Consider the following 17,560-nt stretch of genomic DNA (forward strand, 5'->3'; position numbering starts at 1 on the left):
TTCTAGGAGCTTCCCTCATGTTCGACTCCGTGCGCGACGACCTGCGCGCCACCCTCGACGAGATCCGCGCCGCCGGCCTGCACAAGCCCGAGCGCGTGATCGACACCCCGCAGTCCGCGACAGTCAATGTCGCGGCCGGTGGCCGTCCCGGCGAGGTCCTCAACTTCTGCGCCAACAACTACCTCGGTCTCGCCGACCACCCCGAGGTCGTGGCCGCCGCCCACGAGGCGCTGGACCGCTGGGGCTACGGCATGGCGTCCGTCCGCTTCATCTGCGGCACGCAGGAGGTGCACAAGGAGCTGGAGGCCAGGCTCTCGGCGTTCCTCGGCCAGGAGGACACGATCCTGTACTCCTCCTGCTTCGACGCCAATGGCGGCGTGTTCGAGACGCTCCTCGGCCCGGAGGACGCGGTGATCTCCGACGCCCTCAACCACGCGTCGATCATCGACGGCATCCGCCTGTCCAAGGCCCGCCGCTTCCGCTACGCCAACCGTGATCTGGCCGATCTGGAGCGGCAGTTGAAGGAGGCCGCGGGTGCGCGGCGCAAGCTGATCGTCACCGACGGCGTCTTCTCCATGGACGGCTATGTGGCCCCGCTCCGCGAGATCTGCGACCTCGCCGACCGCTACGACGCCATGGTCATGGTCGACGACTCGCACGCCGTCGGCTTCGTCGGCCCCGGCGGCCGCGGCACCCCCGAACTGCACGGCGTCATGGACCGCGTCGACATCATCACCGGCACCCTCGGCAAGGCCCTCGGCGGCGCTTCCGGCGGCTACGTCGCCGCCCGCGCCGAGATCGTCGCCCTGCTGCGCCAGCGCTCGCGGCCGTACCTCTTCTCGAACACCCTGGCCCCGGTGATCGCGGCGGCCTCCCTCAAGGTCCTCGACCTGCTGGAGTCGGCGGACGACCTGCGCGTCCGGCTGGCCGAGAACACGGCGCTGTTCCGTCGCCGTATGACCGAGGAGGGCTTCGAGATCCTCCCCGGCGACCACGCCATCGCGCCCGTGATGATCGGTGACGCGGCGAAGGCCGCCCGGCTGGCGGAGCTGCTGCTGGAGCGGGGCGTGTACGTGATCGGCTTCTCGTACCCGGTGGTGCCGCACGGCCAGGCCCGGATCCGCGTCCAGCTGTCCGCGGCGCACTCCACGGACGACGTCAACCGTGCCGTGGGCGCCTTCGTGGCGGCGCGGGCGGAGCTGGAGGGCTGACCCGGAGCGCACGGGGCATTTGAGACAATCGATCGCATGATCGAAGCGCGGCGGCTCCACATCCTCCGTGCGGTGGCCGACCACCGCACGGTGACCGCGGCTGCCGCCGCGCTGTATCTGACCCCGTCCGCCGTCTCCCAGCAGCTGGCCGCGCTGGAGCAGGAGACGGGTCACCGTCTGGTCGAGCGCGGCGCCAAGGGCGTACGGCTCACCCCGGCCGGCGAGATCCTGCTCAGCCACACCAATGCGGTCCTGGCCCAGCTGGAGAGGGCGGAGGCGGAGCTGGCGGCGTACAGCTCCGGCGCGGCCGGAACGGTCACCGTCGCCTCCTTCGCGACCGGCATCGCCCAGGTCGTCGCCCCCGCGGTGGCCCGCCTCGCCGGGTCGGCGCCGGGCATCCGCCTCCGGGTCCAGGACGCGGAGGGCGACGCGAGCCTGCCGATGGTGCTGGACCGGCAGGTGGACGTGGCGGTCGCCGTCGAGTACCGCGGGGCGCCGCCCGCCGACGATCCGCGCCTGAGCCACGTACCGCTGTACGCCGAGCCGTTCGACGCGGTCGTCCCCGTCACCCACCGCCTGGCCGACACCGCCGAGATCCCTCTCGCCGACCTGGCCAAGGACCCGTGGATCGGCCCGTACCCCGGCAATCCCTGCCACGACGTGGTCGTCCTGGCCTGCGAGAACGCCGGCTTCCAGCCCCGCCTCGAACACTCCTCGGACGACTTCCGCGCGGTCGTCGCCCTCGCCTCGGCCGACGCGGGCGTGGCCCTCGTACCGCGCTCGGCGCTGCGCGGAATGGATCTCACGGGCGTCGTCGTACGCCCCGTCGACGGGGTGGCGCCCACACGCCGGGTATTCGCGGCGGTACGCCGAGGAGCCGAGGAGCATCCGCTGATCCGGCCGGTGCTGGAGGCGCTCGGGGAGGCGGCGGGGGAGTGAGCCGCCCGTAACACCGACGTTTCATATATGGGATAGCGTCCCGAATATGAAACAGGGAAGTGTGGGCGGTGCCGAGGCGCCCGACCCGGTCGACGCCCGTCTGGGCGCCCGTCTGGCCGAGTTGCGGGCCGAACGCGGCTGGTCCCTCGGGGAGTTGGCGGAACGCAGCGGCGTAAGCCGTTCGACGCTGTCCCGGGCGGAGCGGGCGGAGATCAGTCCCACCGCCTCGCTGCTGAACCGCCTGTGCCACGTCTACGGGCGGACCATGTCGCAGCTGCTCAGCGAGGTCGAGTCCGAGCCGGCGCTGCTGGTGCGGGCGGCCGAGCAGCCGGTGTGGGAGGACCGTTCCTCGGGGTTCGTACGACGATCCGTGTCGCCGCCGCATGCCGGGCTGCGCGGCGAGATCGTCGAGGGACGGCTCACGGCGGGCGCCGACATCGCGTACGACCGGCCGCCCGTGCCGGGGCTGGAGCAGCACATCTGGGTGCTGGAAGGGGAGCTCGACGTGACGGTTCAGGAGGCCGAGCACCGTCTCGGCGTCGGGGACTGCCTGCGGATGCGGGTGTGGGGGCCGACGCGGTTCCGGTGCCCGGGGCCCGAGGCGGTGCGCTATGTGCTGGCGGTGGTGCTGCCGTGATCGTGGCGCGCCTGGACGAGGCCCAACTGCACGACCGGGTCGGGGAGTTGGCCGACCTGTTGGTCGACACCGTGGCGGGCGGCGCCTCCATCGGCTTCCTCGCTCCTCTGGACCGTACGGCGGCCATGGCGTGGTGGAAGGAGCGTACGGTCGCCGTCGCCGCCGGTGAGGTGGCCGTGTGGGCGGCATGTGAGGGTGAGCGGACGGTCGGCACGGTCAGCCTGGCCTTTCCGGGCAAGCCCAACAGCCGCCACCGGGCCGAGCTGGTCAAGCTGATGGTGCACCGGGATGCGCGGGGTCAGGGCCTCGGCCGCAGGCTCCTCGCGACCGCGGAAGAGGCGGCGATCGACGCGGGAGTCACCCTCCTCCACCTGGACACCGAGACCGACAGCCTCGCCGAGCGGCTCTACGGCTCGGCCGGGTGGACGCGGGCCGGCGTGATCCCCGACTTCGCGGCGACCCCGACGGGGGTTCTGCGGCCGACGACGATCTACTACAAGTACGTCGGTGTTACCGCTCTCACCAGGTGATTGTCAGTGGCAGCCGCTACGGTGCCTTGCATGCCGGACGCCGAAGACGTACACCGTATCGCCCTGTCTCTGCCGGACACGACGGAGAAGATCGCCTGGAGCATGCCCACGTTCCGGGTCGCGGGCAAGATGTTCGCCACGCTGCCCGAGGACGAGACCTCCATCGCGGTGCGCTGCCCCAAGGAGGAGCGCGACGAACTGGTCCTGGCCGAGCCGGACAAGTTCTGGATCGCCGATCACGAAGCACAGTTCGCCTGGGTACGGGTCCGGCTCGCGGCCTTGGAGGGCGAGGCCGAACTGCGCGACATCCTGGCGGACTCCTGGCGCCAGGCAGCACCGACGCGGCTGCAGGACGCGTACCCCGAGTTGGGCCTGCCGGCCGGGGAATGATCATCCGCGCGACGCGGGCAGGGGGCTCACCCCACGCCCATAAAGGGGTGCGCGACCACCGACCCGAGTGCGGTATTGTTTCTATGCGCGTTCGGCCGGGGGAAACCCCAGGTCAGACGGCATCGGGACGTGGCGCAGCTTGGTAGCGCACTTGACTGGGGGTCAAGGGGTCGCAGGTTCAAATCCTGTCGTCCCGACTTGCTGAGTAGCAGGTCAGAGGCCGTATCGGAGCATTCCGATACGGCCTTTCGCTTGTTCGGGGACCAATGGCGCACAGCAGCCATGTTCCCGCGAGAACCGCGCCCGTGATCGTGAACGCCACGCGGAGGCGGATTCGAGGAGCGGCTCGCTGGGGGCGATGTCCACCGCCCGGCCTCCGGGACCCGTCCCGGGCGCGCGGACGCACCATACGGGCGCCGGACCCGTTCCGTGACCGGGGGAGAACCAGGATGAACGACCCGACGCGCGCCGTACCCGACATGCCGAACTACCCGCCCGACGAGGTCAGGGTGAACGACCCCTTCGCCGTCGCCCTGGGCAACGCATCGCTGCTCGGCGTCGGTTATCTGATGCTGCGGCGGCGTCCGCTCGCTCTCGCCGCCGTGGTCGTGAGTGTGGTGCTGGTGTCCCGGCTCGTTTCCACGGCCGACTCGGCGTACGAAGTCGCCGTGCTCGTGTGGTGGGTGGCCGTCGTCGGGCACGGGTGGTTCCTGGCGCGCAGAGGCGGAGGCGGGGGCGGCGGCAGGGGCTCGGCGCGCGGGCGGCGCCTGGTCGCGCTCGGCGTCACGCTGCCGGTCCTGCTGGCCGTGGGGCTCCTGCGGTTCGACGCATCGAGGATCGGGCAGAGCGTGACCGACGCCCGCGAACGCGGCGACTGCGCAGGGGTGTTGAGCGCGCAGGACGAGGTGTGGTTCGGTCACCGCATCGCCGACGCGCCACTGAGCGCCCGCGGCGACGACGTCGTACGGGCATGTGACCGGCTGCGCACCGCCCGCACCGACTTGGCGACCGCGCTGAGCGGGGACACCGATGCCCTGAAGCAGGGCTTCGGCACGCTCGCGTCGGTTCTCGCGGAGCCCGGCAACGAGAAGACGGTCGAAACCACCCTCGACGGGTTCCTGCGCGGCCTGCCCACCAAGGACTCCTGCGAGACGGTCACCGTCACCGACTGGCTCCACGATCGCAGGCGCAGCGACGACGTACTGGACCGGTCCGCCGGCACCGCCGAGCGGACCGCGCCCGGCGCGCTGGTCGGGTGCGGTGACGACCTCATGGCGGACGACAGCTGGGAGCAGGCCCGGACGCACTACCAGCAGCTGCTCGACCGGTACCCCGACGACGAACTCGCGGACCGGGCCCGGAAGGGAGCGAGGAAGGCCACGCTGAGCATCGAGCTCGCCAACGTGCGCAACCTGCTCTCCGGAGGAACCGACACACAGCCCGAGTACTGCTCCCACCCGGCGAAGTACAGCGGTGCCAAGCCCGTCGGCAAGGGCACCAACCGCGCGCTGTTCTACGCCTCCGACGAGTACAGCATCGCGTCCGACTACCCGAAGCGGTTCCCCGGCTCCTGGAAGGCGGGCGACGCGGACGACGCGGTGCTGGTGGTCTGCATGGGCGAGGAGACCCATGGACCGTCCGTCGAGACCTGCCCGTACGAGAGCGAGTCCTCCGGCGCCCTCTCGTACGTGAGCTTCCACAAGATCGAGATCCCGGTGAAGGTCTACGAGATGCGCACCGGCAAGCTGATCGCCGACCGCACCGTCCGGATCGGCGGCACGAGTTGCCCCTCGGTCTTCTACGCCGAGGCGGGCTCCGACCCGGGCCCGAGGTACGTCGATGCGTCCAAGTCCGATGTGAACGCCGCCTTCCGGCCGTTGGTGGTCCGGTGAACGGCGGCGCGGACCGTGGGGCCGCCGACGGGGAGGTCACGGCGGCCGCTCCAGAAGGGCGGCCGAGGAAAGGGGCGCTGGTGACACGGGAGGAACGGGTCATCGCCGGGCGGTACCGGCTGGGGCAGCGGCTGGGTTCCGGCGGCGGGGGAGACGTCTGGCTGGCCGAGGACGAGGAGCTCCGGGTCCGGGTCGCGGTCAAGGAGATCGACGTACCGCGCGAGCCGAAGTCATCCGCCGACGACCCGGCCGGCCGGGGCCGCAAGGAGGCCCTGAAGGCGGCGCAGTTGCGCGAGCACCCGAACGTGATCACGGTGTACGACGTGGTGGAGGACGACGGCCGCCCCTGGATCGTGATGGAGTACCTGGAGGGCACGCGGGACCTGCGCGCCGTGGTGAACGAGCGCGGTTCGCTGCCGAGCGACGAGGTGGCCGGCATCGGGGCGGCCGCCCTCGACGCCCTCCGCGCCGGGCACCGGCTCGGCATCATCCACCGGGACGTGAAGCCCTCCAACATCCTGCTGGCGCCCGACCATTCGGGCGCCGCCGATCGCCGGGTCCTGCTCACGGACTACGGCATCTCGCTGTGGCCCCGCGAGACCCGGGTCACCCAGAGCGGCATGGTGGTCGGGACCCCAGGGTTCCTGGCGCCGGAGCGGCTGTCCGGCGGCGAGGCGACGCCCGCGACCGACCTGTTCTCGCTCGGCGTCACCCTCTACTTCGCCGTCGAGGGCACCTCCCCGTTCGAACGGGACACGCTCGACGCCTCGCTCATGGCGGCGCTGACCTCCGAACCCGACCTGCCGCAGCGGGCGAGCGATCCGCTGAGCCGGGTGATCATGGGGCTGCTGGCCAAGGATCCGGCGGAGCGCATGCAGCCGGAGCGGGCGCGTGAACTGCTGGCCGAGGCCATGGGGAGCGGGGCTGCTGCCACGTCGCTACCCGTGCTCACCGGAGCGGCTCCGAAGTCGGCCGCTTCCGGGGCCGCGGCCGAGTCCGGCGACGTGGTCACCGCGACGGAGCCCGCCCCTTCCCCGCCGTTCCGGAGGAAGCGTCTCGCGCGCGCCCGGAGCACGTCCGGCGCCGCTCGACCTTCCCCCGCCCGGAGAACGCCCGTGCTGCTGGCGCTCACCGCCGTGCTGGCCGCGGGCGGAGGATTCGCGTGGGGTGCCGCCACGTACCACGGTGAGCGGGCCGAGGCCAACGGGCCGCGGGCCGACACGAAAGTGGCCGCGACTGCGTCCCCGACGCCGACCCCGACCGTGACCCGCAGCCCATACCCGTACGGCAGGCAGGTCGGGCTGCGAGAGGGGCTCATGCCGGGGCAGTGCGTCAACGCCGACTGGAAGGACGGGGAGTACAAGGGGCGGCCCAGGGTGAAAGTCGTCAGCTGCGACGACGATCCCGAGGGCCAGGTCATCGCGACCGTCGCGGCCGACGGTGCCGCGCGGGCGTCCGGCGCGGGGGCGGTACGGGACGAGTGCACCCGGCGAACCGCGGAGCTGCGCGGGACCATGGCCGCCCCGGTGCTGCACGTGCTCACACCCGAGACGGGGCAGAGCGAGCCGCCGGCCTCGGCCTGCCTGCTCTTCCTGAAGCACGCCACCCTCGGCGGCCCGCTCGGCGGCTTCCGCAAGTTCGGCGACGAGGTGTACCTCACGCAGCAGGGTCCGGGCGACTGCGTCACCTCCGAGGAGGACGACAACGGCGAGATCACCGACACCCTGGTGAGCTGCGAGCAGCCGCACCACGAGCAGGCCGTCGGCTGGACCTGGGCGTCGGGCGACGGCTCGGCGGACAGCGTCGACACGCATGGGCTCTGCGAGGAGAAGTACGGCGTCAACTGGGCCCGCGGCCAAGGACACGAGATGCGGGGCTGGCGCTCCTCGGACGAGGAATGGGACGCAGGCTTCCGCTACGTGCTGTGCAGCGTGGGCCGGGAGGACGGCGGGAAACTTCCGGGAGGAGCACTGAAGTCCGCGTACTGATTCCCTCGGCCCCCAGACCGTACGGGAGGGGTCCCGCAACCGTACGGGAGGGGTCCCGCAAGGGAGGCGGAGACTGGTCCGTACCTCGGACGCACGCCGAGAACCTGTCGGACCGAGAAGCCCCATGAAGCACCGAGAAGTTCACGAACCGAGGAGACCAGCGATGCCCCTCTCCGCCAGCCTCGCGCGTGGTGTCGCGCCCGCCACGCCCGGAACCCTGCACGCCCGCACGGTCACCGGAGAGCTCAGCGCCCCGCCCCGCCACGGACTGACGGTCCGCTTCGGGCGCGGTGAGAAGCCGGACGTGGACCTGGGGGTCGGCGTGGACGACCTGCGGGTGAGCCGACGGCACGGCGAGCTGACGTACCTTCAGGGGCACTGGTGGCTACGCAACACCGGGCAGCAGCTCGTCCGGCTGCCGCGCGGCCGGATGATGCACCTCACCACCGAGCCGATCCCGCTCACCACCGGCTACACCCCGCTGTTCGTGAAGGGCTCCGGCTACCGTGAGCACCTGGTGGAGCTGTATGTGTCGGGCCACGACGACCAGGGGCCGGTGTCGCGCCGGCACGCCGAGACCGTCCGGCCGGAGACCTGGTCGCTGGACGACGACGAACGGCTGCTGCTGGTGGTCCTCGGGCAGCGGTACCTGCTGTACGAGGAGGAGCCCCGTCCCCTGACGTACCGTCAGGCAGCCGAGCGGCTCGCGTACCTTCGCCCCGAGGGCAAGTGGAACGAGCGCAAGATCGAGTTTCGTGTCGAGGCCGTACGCCGTCGGCTGCACGGCACCGGCTTCAAGTACCAGCTGTTGCACGACAAGTCCGAGGGCCGTCCCGTCGACAACAGTCTGCTGCAGAACCTGATCAAGGGACTCGTCGAGTCGACGACCCTCGTACCGCCGGACCTGGAGCTGATGGAGGACGAGGCGGACTGGCCGGACTCCGTGCTCTGAGGAGGCGGCAACGGGCCTCGAGGCCAAGCCCGTCCGGCCTCCCTGTCACCGCTCTCGTGCCACCGCTCTGGTGTCACCGCTCTCGTGTCATCGCGCGCGGAGTCCGGCGGCTGCCGAGGCCGCGAGATCCTCGGCCATCGCGCAGAGCTTGTCCGTCGGCTGTTGCCCGTGGACGTCCAGGCGCACCATCTCGGCGGCGGTCTCGGCGTCCTGGCCGCTGTACCTGCGGTACTCGACGAAGGCCGAACAGGTGTCGCCGTCGTCGTTCTGTTCGACGACGGTGCGGTATCCGCTGAGCTTGACCGCGGTGGCGCCGTCCTCCGCGGACTTGGGCTGGTCGCGGAAGAAGCCCACCTCCACATCCAGTTCGTCGATGTCGCTGGACCACTCGCAGCTCCAGTCCGCGACGCCGACGACCGGCACATCCACCTTGAGGCCGGGGACGACGGAGAGTGCCTTGGCGTCGAGCAGCTCGCAGGCGTTCGCCCAGGCCAGCGACGTACGCGGGTAGGCAGGTGAACGGCGGGGCAGCTGACCCCGGTTGAGGACCTCGGCCGCGCTCGTGGCGGCCTTGTCGGCTACCGTGCACAGGGTCGCGTTGCCGCCGACCACAGTGCCCTTGCCCATGTTGACGCGGACCCCGACCAGCGTGCCCTCGGTGTCGCCGTCGGACGTCAGCAGCAGGTTGCACTCGTCGCTCTCGGCCTCCTCCTCCCGGATGCCGATCCTCCCGACGGTGCGGGAGGGCTTCGAGCCCTCGGGCGGCGAGCCCCGGCGCAGGCGGATCGAGACATCGATCCGGGTCTTGTCGTCGACGCCCACGAGCAGGTCGCAGCGGTCGAAGTTCCCGTAGTCCACGTCCACTTCGACTTTCCCGGCGCCGAACTGGTCGAGAGCGGCGGGGTCGGCCAGGTCGCACACGTCGGCCGTGTGCGGGTCGCCGATCAGCGCCTGCGGCTCGCCGTCCGAGGCGTTCTCGTCCAGCGCGTTCTGGCCGGGCGTGGGCGTGGCCTTCCCGTCGTCGCCGTTGTCGGGGATGAGGGCCAGCCCCAGAGCGAGTACGGCGGTGATGCCGAGCGCGGCCGCGATCAGTGGCCTACGGCGTCGGCGCCCGGTGATCGTGGTGGCCGTGTTTCCGGGCGTTCTCGGGTCGGATCCGGCGGCCTCCTCCAGGAGCCGCTTGACCTCGACGGCGTCGGGGCGTTGCCGGGGGTCGCGTTGGAGCATGGCGGTGAGCACGGGGTACAGGGGTCCCACGGCGGCGGCGTCGAGCTCGACGACGCCCTGCTCGGCCTTCCAGTACCTCAGCCGCTCGGCTTCCTCCCCGTCGTCCCCCGTCCCGGCGGAACCGGCGGCGTCGTCGTCGGGTGCGTCACCGCGCGGTGGCGCGCCGGTGACCAGTGCGTGCAGGGTGGTGGCCAGGCAGAAGACGTCCGAGGCGGGCCGGGGGACGTTGCCCCGGGCCAGCTCGGGGGCGGCGTAGTCCGGGGTGAAGCTGTACGGGCCGTTGACGGTGATGGTCTCGGTGCCGCCGACCCGATAGGCGGCACCGAAGTCCAGTAACTTCGCGGCCCCGTGCCGGGTGAGACCGATGTTGGCGGGCTTGACGTCGCAGTGGACGATGCCGGCCTCGTGCAGCGCGGCCAGTGCGTCGGCGAGCTGGGCACCGATGCGGGCCGCCCGCTCGGGGGAGACCGTCGGCTTCCGGTCGAGGCCGCCGCCGGGGACGTACTCCATGACGAACCAGTACGTCTGTGGCCCGGCCCCGCTCTTCGGACCCTTCCCGTCCTTCGGACCTTCCCCGCCGTTCGGCTGAGCCCCGTCCTTCGGCCCTGCTGCGTCCCGCGGCACGGTCACGACGTCGAAGAGGGTCACCACGTGCGGGTGGTCGCGGAACTTGGCCATGGCGCGCGGTTCGCCGAGCAGCCGCCGTACCGCGGTCTCGCTCTCGCCGTCGGTCCGCTCCGGTTTCAGCGCGACGTCCTGGCCCACCACCGTGTCGTGTGCCAGCCACACGTCGCCGCCTCGCCCTGTGCCGATGACCTCCTTGAGGACATAGCGGTCGGCGAACTGGTCCCCGGAACGCACGGATCTTCCCCCTCGGTCGAGTCCGGAACGCACGCGGCCCAGGGCCGCCACGCGTATGAGGTCGAACCTACTGCGTACGGCGGACCGTATGCAGTCTCTACCCAGACCCTCCATCAGTCGCACTCATGCGGAGAAGTGGCGAGATGGCGGGCTGCGGGACCGGTCCCGGCGGGGGCGCCTACGGTACGCGTCGGCACCGAGCGAACACCCCCGACAGGAGGAGACCTTCCATGTTCCGAACGCGGACCCTCGTACTGGCCGGTATCACGGCGGCGGTCTCGACCGTCACGTTCACGCTGTCCGCCCACGCCGGCGCTCCGACCCCGAACGAGCGGGCGGCGGACCGGTGCACGCATCCCGCCGAGGCCCTCGACCTGAAGAACTGGAAGCTCACCCTGCCCACCGGCGACGACGAGGACCCCACCGAGATCACCCAACCCGAGCTGGCGACGTTCTCCGCCGATCCCTGGTTCCGGGTGGAGAGCGACTGCGCCGCCGTGAGATTCCGGGCTGCCGTCAACGGCGTGACGACCGGAGGCTCCAGCTACCCGCGCGCCGAACTCCGGGAGATGACCGACGACGGCGAGGACGAAGCCGAATGGTCCACCACGGACGGTACCCACACCCTCGTGGTCAGGGAGGCGTTCATGGCACTGCCGGAGGAGCGGCCGTACGTGGTCGGCGCGCAGGTTCACGGTGGGGACGACGACGTCACCGTTCTCCGCCTCGAAGGCAGCAGCCTCTACATCACCGAAGGCGACGACCGCCACCACCACCTCGTCACCGACGACTACGAGTTGGGCACCGAGTTCGAGGCCAAGTTCGTGGCGAAGGACGGGGAGATCGACGTGTACTACAACGGCCGGCGGCAGACCACGATCTCCCACGACGGCGACACCAACTACTTCAAGGCAGGCGCCTACACGCAGGCCAACTGCGACAACTCCGAGCCGTGCGCCGACGACAACTACGGCGAGGTCCGTATCTCCCGCATCAAGGTCACCCATTCCTGAAGGGCTGGGTGAGGCACCACAGGCGGCCGGCGAGAGGCGAGCGGCTCGGCGGCCGTGATCACTGCCAAGTAGCCGTGCCCCCTGAACCGGTGTCCTGGACCGGCGGCATCACCTGTTCGAACCACACCACTTTCCCGGTGCTCACCCTCGTCACCCCCCAGCGCCGGGCCAACTGGTCGACCAGGAACAGGCCCCGGCCGCCCTCGTCGCTGAGGCGGGCGTGGCGCATTCTCGGGACGATCGGGGAGTCGTCCTCCACCTCGCAGCGCAGGACGTCCGTGCGCAGGAGGCGCAGGACGATCGGTCGGGAGGCGAAGCGTACGGCGTTGGCGACCACCTCGCTGACCAGGAGCTCGGTGGACTCCGCCAGGGCGTCGAGGCCCCAGTCGTGCAGGGTCCTGCGGGTCAGCCGGCGGGCCTGGCGAGCGGTCTGCGGGCGCGGGGCCAGGTACCAGTACGCGACGGTCTCCGGGAGGAGGCCCTGGAAGCGGGCGGCGAGCAGGGCGACGTCGTCGTCCCGGTCTCCCGAGCCCAGCGTGCCGAGGGCCTGGTCGCAGAGCAGATCCAGCGACGGGGGCGTGGATCGCGAGGCCGTTTCCTGCAGCCGGGCGCGCAGGCGCTCCACGCCGGTCAGCACGTCCGAGTCGCGGGACTCGACCAGGCCGTCGGTGTACAGCAGCAGCGTCGCTCCGGCCGGCGCGTGCATCTCGGTGGACTCGAATCCACCGCCGCCCACCCCGATCGGTGCACCGGGCGGTACCCGCACGACCTCCGTGCCGCCGTCGGGGTGCAGGAGCACCGGCGGCAGATGGCCTGCGTTGGACACCAGCAACCGGTGCAGCACGGGGTCGTACATGGCGTACAGACAGGTCGCCGTGTGCTCGCTGCCCAGGCGCTCGGCCTGTTCGTCGAGGTGGTGCAGGATCTCGTCCGGGGGCAGGTCGAGCCCGGCCAGGGTCTGCACGATGGTGCGCAGCTGGCCCATGATCGCGGCCGAGGTCATGGAGTGGCCCATGACGTCGCCGATGACCAGCGCGACGCGGTTGCCGGGGAGCGGGATCGCGTCGTACCAGTCGCCGCCGACCTGCGCGGTCCGTGAGGACGGCAGATAGCGGCTGGCCAGCAGGACGCCGGGCGGTTCGGGCAGCGACGGCGGGAGCATCGCGCGCTGCAGCGCGTCGGCGACGGACGCCTCGTGCGCGTACAGCACCGCCTTGTCGATGCCGAGCGCGGTGTGCGTGGCGAGCTGGGAGGCGACGAGCAGATCGTCCTCGGTGAAGTCCGGCCTGTCGGGTTCGCGGAGGAGGACGACGCTGCCCATGACGTGGTTGCGGCCGTGCAGCGGGGCCACGATCAGGCGTCGGCCGGGCGGCACCGCAGGAGGTGCGGTCCCGGTCTCCAGCAGCTCCGCCACCGCGGATTCGGTGTGCGGGGTGTTCGCGAACGCCGGGCGCCCGGCGCGCAGCAGCTCGGTGAGCCGGCCGGTCGCGGACGGGCGTACGAGGTCGGCCGCCCGGGCGGGGCCGGTGGCCGGTGAGGGGGGTTCGGAGTCACTCGTGGCCGGGCGACGCGGTGGGGCGCGGTCCGTGGTGTGCAGCCGCAGCACGCCGGGCGCGGTATCCGTCTCGTCGCCGACCGGTAGCGGAGCGTACAGATGGACGAACGCCGCGTCGGCAAAGGCCGGGACGGCCGCGCGGCACAGTTCGTGCAGCGTCTCGTCGAGGTTCATGCCGCGGGCGATCTGCCGGGTCGCCGCGTCGAGGTACCGGAGTCGGTCGGTCTGCGGCTCGGCGACGTCCGGCCCCTCGCTCCTCGGACGTGCGGCGGAGGCCCCCGAGGCGGGCCGAGGCGTCGCCGCGCGCGACGGAGCAGCAGCTCCCTGCACGCCGGCCGCCTGCTCGCCGGTGCCTCGATCGGCTCCGAGGTCCTTCGTCACACGTGTCCTTCCCCGTGTCGTTCAGGTACGCCGCCTGCAGCGCAGGAAGATCTGTACCTCCGGCGGGACATCCGCGCTCGACGGGGCGTACGTGTACAGCGATTCGTCGACGATCTCGAAGCCCGCCGCCTCGACGACCTCGCGCAACTCGTCCCGCAGATAGCCGGAGACCCGGATGGTGCTTCCGATGAACGGGATCGAGAAGTCGTCCACGTCCGCCTCCACCATCGACAGCGCGAACAGGCCGCCCGGAGGCAGCAGGTGGTGGACGGTGCGCAGCGCGAGCGGTATCTCCGCGCGCGGCAGCATGAGCAGCGAGAAGAAGGCCGTCACCGCGTCGAAGCGGCCGAGGTCCCGGGAACCTCCGGGCCGCAGATCCGCGATGTCCGCCTGGTGGAACACCCCGCTGGGCACGTTCTTGCGGGCGAGCGCGACCATCGCGTCCGACAGGTCGACTCCGACGACCCGCAGTCCGGCCGCGGTCAACTGGAGCGCGGTCGGGATCCCGGTGCCGCACCCCAGGTCCAGCACCCGGGCCTCGCCCGGCAGGGACCGGATCAGCCACTCGGCCGACGCAACCTGCCCTTCCTTGTGCGGGAAGGCCTCGTCATAGCGGTCGCCGATGGCGTCGAATGCCTCGGCCTGGCCGGTGCGGTCGAGCGGCATGCTCTCGTAGCCGAGCTTGTCGCCAGGAGTGCTCACGGGGAATCTCCTTTGAAGCCCTATGCGCGATTTTTTCACAGTTATACAGACTCGGTGGCCGCCGGGATCGGGCGGCCGGCCGTTGCCCTGAATGCGGCCACAGTACGGTGCGCGTCGACGGGGAGGTCGCGGGGTCGGTCGAAGAGCTCCGGCCGGTCGAGGGGGTGCCCAACTCGCAGCACCTCGCGCGGGGAGTACCCCGTCCGGAGTGCCCGATTGCTGCGGATGACGCATCGGAATGCGCACTCCGCGAGCGCATCGGATGCTGGTGCTCCGCGGGACCACGGGCTAAGGAGAAATCCATGCAGAGCGTGCGGTTCAATTCTTCCGGCAATCAGGTGGCGAAGGTTTCCTATACGGCTCGCCGCCTTGTTGAGCTGGACTACGGAAGCACCGGAACACTGGGGCTGAGAACGGAGGATGAGCCTCCACGGGCGGGTGACCTGGTGCTGTGCCGGGTCACCCAAATCGGCCAGCACAGATTCCTGGGGCAGGTACACGGAAAGCGGAATCGGCTGTTCGTCGGCGACACGGTCGTAGTCGCCTATGGGGCTCGCTATGCCCCCGACCAATTCGAGGCGGAGGTGCCCGGCGACCTCGGACCCTGTGACCTGGTCGCCGGAGGCGGCATAGCGGGACGGGTCGTGTCCTCCCACTCCAGAATGAAAACCCCCACCCAGTTGGAGCCACTGGGCCTGGTGACCGACGAGCACGGCGACGTCATCAACCTCGCCCGTCTGGCCCGGCCCGTGGTGCCCGCCCTCGCTCCCCGCCCGCGCACCATCGCCGTACTCGGCACGTCGATGAACTCGGGCAAGACGACCGTGGCCGCCGCCCTCATCCGCGGCCTCGGCCTGGCCGGACGGCGGGTCGGCGCGGCAAAGGTGACCGGCACGGGTGCGCCCGGCGATCCGACGTTGATGGCCGACGCGGGCGCGTCCCGGGTCATCGACTTCACCGACCTGGGCTTCCCCACCACGTACCAACTGCCGATGCCGCAGGTGACCCGCATTCTGCGCGGCGCGATCACCGATCTGACGAGTCACCAGGCGGACGCCATCGTGCTGGAGATCGCGGACGGCCTCCTGCAACAGGAGACGGCGGCGCTGATGCGGACACCGGAGTTCCGTACCGGCGTGGACGTCATCGTGTTCGCGGCCGCCGAATCGGTCAGCGCGGTGGCGGGCGTACGGCTGCTGCGCGAGGTGGGACTTCCCGTCATGGCGCTGAGCGGGGTGCTGACGTCGTCTCCGCTGGCCATGGCCGAAGCGGTGGCCGGCGCGGACATCCCCGCGTACGGATCTGCTGCCCTGTCCGATCCGGCCGTCGCCGAACGGCTCCTCGCGGGCGCCGTCGCAGGCGGGGGCGTCGCAGGAGACGGCAACGCGCGTCCGGAGGACGGCAGCAGGCTGACGGACCACAGCGGGCTGCCGCAGGAGTGCAGCCGGCTGACGGACTACAGCGGTCCCCTTACGGCCGAAACAGTGGCGTGACCGTGGCGGGACGACGGCGGCGCGTCCGGATGCCGCACACGCTCGGCGGTGTGCGGCGCCGGCTGATGCTGCTGTTGGTGCTCGCCGGTTTCGGGCAGGCGGTCTGCGTGGTCGGCTTCGCCCTCCTCGTGCACGGCGCGGCGTACCGCGTCACCCACGGCGGGGAGATCGAGGCCGGCCACGACCGCAGCGCCATCTACACGCACGTCGCCGGGTACGCGCCCACCGCACTGGCCGTCGGACTTGTCACGTCGGCCGGTGCGACCGTGCTGCTCAAGGCGGTGGGCGAACCCCTCGCGGAACGGCTGGCGCAGAGCTATGTGCACAGCGTCAGGATGCGTCTCTTCGACCACGTCGCCGGGAGCGAGGCGGGGGGACCGTACCGGCGCAGGGTCGGCGTGACCGTCCTCCGCTTCACCGGTGATGCCTCCGCCCTCCGGCTGTGGATCAGCAAGGGGGTGGCACCGATCCTGGTCGACGGGGTGTTCGTGGCCTGCGCGCTCGTCGTCCTGGCCGTCATCGCGCCGGGGATCGGCGCGCTGTCGGCGGTGCTGGTCCTCCTCGCCGCGGCCGCCGTCGCGCTGTTCGGGCGGCGGCTGCGCGAACGCGTACGCGAGACCAGACGGTACAACGGCAGGCTCGCCGCCTTCATCAACGAACGGGTCACCCACACCGCCGTCATACAGTCCCTCGGCCGGGTCGCGCAGGAACGCCGGGTCATGCGGCGGCACAGCCGTGACTACGGTCGCGCCGTGGTGCGCCAAGCCCGTCTCACCGGAGCGATGTCGGCGACGGCCGAGGCGTGCGGCATCGGGATCCTGTTGATCGTGGTCACCGTGGGCCTGATGGCGGGCACCACCTGGGAGGCCCTCGCCTCGATGCTGACGGTGGCGAACTTCCTCGGCCGGCCCCTTTCCTCGCTGGTCCGGGTGCAGGAGCACTGGCAGCAGTCGCGCGTCGCCCGGCGGCGCATCGCCGAGGTCCTCGCAGCGCCGACGCCGCTGGTCGGACCGCGCGGAGCCGAGCCGCTCGCGAACGGGCCCGGAAGTCTGGAACTCGCGGGGCTGCGCGTGGACGGTGTCCTGGAGGCGTCGGCCGTCGCGCGGCCCGGGCAGCGGATCGTGCTGCAGGGACCCACGGGCTCGGGAAAGTCACTGCTGCTGCGCCTGATCGCGCGGCTGCAGGAGCCGGACGCCGGAGCCGTACTCCTCGACGGCCAGGACCTGGCCCGGCACGACCCCGAGTCCGTACGGCGGATGATCAGGCTGACCAGCCCCGAACTGCCGTTGCTCCGCGGCAGCGTGCGCGAGAACCTACGGCACGGCACACCACCGGGCGGGGCCGAGGGGGCGGACAAGGAGCACATCGAGGCGCTGGCCGAGCTGCTGCCCCACGGTCTGCGCACCCGGGTGGGTGAGAACGGGCACGGCCTTTCCATGGCCGTGCGCTACCAGGTGGCGATGGTGCGGGCGCTGCGCAGCGGGCCCCGGGTTCTGCTGATGGACGAGGTCAGACATGAGGAGGCGCTCGGGTCCGACCTGATGGAACGTCTGCTGGAGCGGTATCCGGGCACGGTCATCTACGTCACCGACGAGCCCAAGTTCGCCGCGCGCGCGGATGTGCTCTGGCGCATCGACGACGGCAGGCTGACGGTCCATGAGCCGGTGCGACATGAGCCGCTGCGAGAACCTCGTCCGCGCGCGGCTGAGGTCCAGGACAAGCTGGACGCACCCCCGGTGCCCTGACCCCTTCGGCAGCGGGTCAGGGCGGGGCTGCGGCTCGAAGTGAC

Annotated in this window: 14 protein-coding genes and 1 tRNA gene; 12 read left to right on the plus strand and 3 right to left on the minus strand. The window is 71.4% G+C overall.

Annotated features, from left to right (window positions below; translation table 11 throughout):
* Positions 1–17 precede the first annotated feature (17 nt).
* The 9 genes from ABD932_RS17015 (at position 18) to ABD932_RS17055 (ending at position 8,539) form a co-directional block, all read left to right on the plus strand.
* The gene (locus ABD932_RS17015; protein WP_345013461.1) at positions 18–1,211 is read left to right on the plus strand and encodes a glycine C-acetyltransferase; all 1,194 of its coding nucleotides are present in this window, start codon (positions 18–20) and stop codon (positions 1,209–1,211) included.
* Positions 1,212–1,247: 36 nt separating this feature from the next.
* On the plus strand, positions 1,248–2,150 hold the full coding sequence (locus ABD932_RS17020) for a LysR family transcriptional regulator (protein WP_345013463.1): 903 nt from the start codon (positions 1,248–1,250) through the stop codon (positions 2,148–2,150).
* A gap of 46 nt (positions 2,151–2,196) precedes the next feature.
* Positions 2,197–2,787 carry a helix-turn-helix domain-containing protein gene (locus ABD932_RS17025; protein ID WP_345013465.1) on the plus strand — a complete coding sequence of 197 codons (591 nt, stop codon included), beginning with the start codon at positions 2,197–2,199 and terminating at the stop codon, positions 2,785–2,787.
* Positions 2,784–3,317 carry a GNAT family N-acetyltransferase gene (locus ABD932_RS17030; RefSeq protein WP_345013467.1) on the plus strand — a complete coding sequence of 178 codons (534 nt, stop codon included), beginning with the start codon at positions 2,784–2,786 and terminating at the stop codon, positions 3,315–3,317. The genes ABD932_RS17025 and ABD932_RS17030 overlap by 4 nt, the downstream gene beginning before the upstream one ends.
* Before the next feature lie 30 nt (positions 3,318–3,347).
* Positions 3,348–3,707, plus strand: a complete 360-nt coding sequence (locus ABD932_RS17035) for an MmcQ/YjbR family DNA-binding protein (protein WP_345013469.1) — start codon at positions 3,348–3,350, stop codon at positions 3,705–3,707.
* 123 nt (positions 3,708–3,830) lie between these two features.
* Positions 3,831–3,904: transfer RNA gene (locus ABD932_RS17040), tRNA-Pro, on the plus strand.
* Positions 3,905–4,156: 252 nt separating this feature from the next.
* Positions 4,157–5,599 carry a tetratricopeptide repeat protein gene (locus ABD932_RS17045; RefSeq protein ID WP_345013471.1) on the plus strand — a complete coding sequence of 481 codons (1,443 nt, stop codon included), beginning with the start codon at positions 4,157–4,159 and terminating at the stop codon, positions 5,597–5,599.
* 80 nt (positions 5,600–5,679) lie between these two features.
* Entirely contained in the window at positions 5,680–7,587 is a 1,908-nt protein-coding gene (locus tag ABD932_RS17050; RefSeq protein ID WP_345013473.1) for a serine/threonine-protein kinase, read from the plus strand.
* A 163-nt stretch (positions 7,588–7,750) separates the two neighbouring features.
* Entirely contained in the window at positions 7,751–8,539 is a 789-nt protein-coding gene (locus tag ABD932_RS17055) for an FHA domain-containing protein (RefSeq protein WP_345013475.1), read from the plus strand.
* Positions 8,540–8,626: 87 nt separating this feature from the next.
* On the opposite strand, the gene ABD932_RS17060 is transcribed toward ABD932_RS17055, so the two are convergent.
* Positions 8,627–10,627: a serine/threonine-protein kinase gene (locus ABD932_RS17060; RefSeq protein ID WP_345013477.1), complete on the minus strand. Its 2,001-nt coding sequence runs from the start codon at positions 10,625–10,627 to the stop codon at positions 8,627–8,629.
* 230 nt (positions 10,628–10,857) lie between these two features.
* Here ABD932_RS17060 and ABD932_RS17065 point away from each other — a divergent pair, with 230 nt between their 5' ends.
* Positions 10,858–11,640, plus strand: a complete 783-nt coding sequence (locus tag ABD932_RS17065; protein ID WP_345013479.1) for a polysaccharide lyase family 7 protein — start codon at positions 10,858–10,860, stop codon at positions 11,638–11,640.
* A 58-nt stretch (positions 11,641–11,698) separates the two neighbouring features.
* On the opposite strand, the gene ABD932_RS17070 is transcribed toward ABD932_RS17065, so the two are convergent.
* Both ABD932_RS17070 and ABD932_RS17075 read right to left on the minus strand, forming a co-directional pair.
* Positions 11,699–13,576: an ATP-binding SpoIIE family protein phosphatase gene (locus tag ABD932_RS17070; RefSeq protein WP_345013481.1), complete on the minus strand. Its 1,878-nt coding sequence runs from the start codon at positions 13,574–13,576 to the stop codon at positions 11,699–11,701.
* A gap of 21 nt (positions 13,577–13,597) precedes the next feature.
* Positions 13,598–14,242 carry a class I SAM-dependent DNA methyltransferase gene (locus tag ABD932_RS17075; protein ID WP_345014445.1) on the minus strand — a complete coding sequence of 215 codons (645 nt, stop codon included), beginning with the start codon at positions 14,240–14,242 and terminating at the stop codon, positions 13,598–13,600.
* A gap of 698 nt (positions 14,243–14,940) precedes the next feature.
* Between ABD932_RS17075 and ABD932_RS17080 the strand changes: the two genes are divergently transcribed.
* Positions 14,941–15,771 (plus strand): P-loop NTPase family protein, encoded by an 831-nt coding sequence (locus ABD932_RS17080; RefSeq protein ID WP_345013483.1) that lies wholly within the window; start codon positions 14,941–14,943, stop codon positions 15,769–15,771.
* Between the two features lie 2 nt (positions 15,772–15,773).
* Complete coding sequence (locus ABD932_RS17085) at positions 15,774–17,516, plus strand: ATP-binding cassette domain-containing protein (protein ID WP_345013485.1); 1,743 nt, start codon at positions 15,774–15,776, stop codon at positions 17,514–17,516.
* Positions 17,517–17,560 lie beyond the last annotated feature (44 nt).

Source organism: Streptomyces shaanxiensis (assembly GCF_039537145.1).
Classification (GTDB): Bacteria; Actinomycetota; Actinomycetes; order Streptomycetales; family Streptomycetaceae; genus Streptomyces; species Streptomyces shaanxiensis.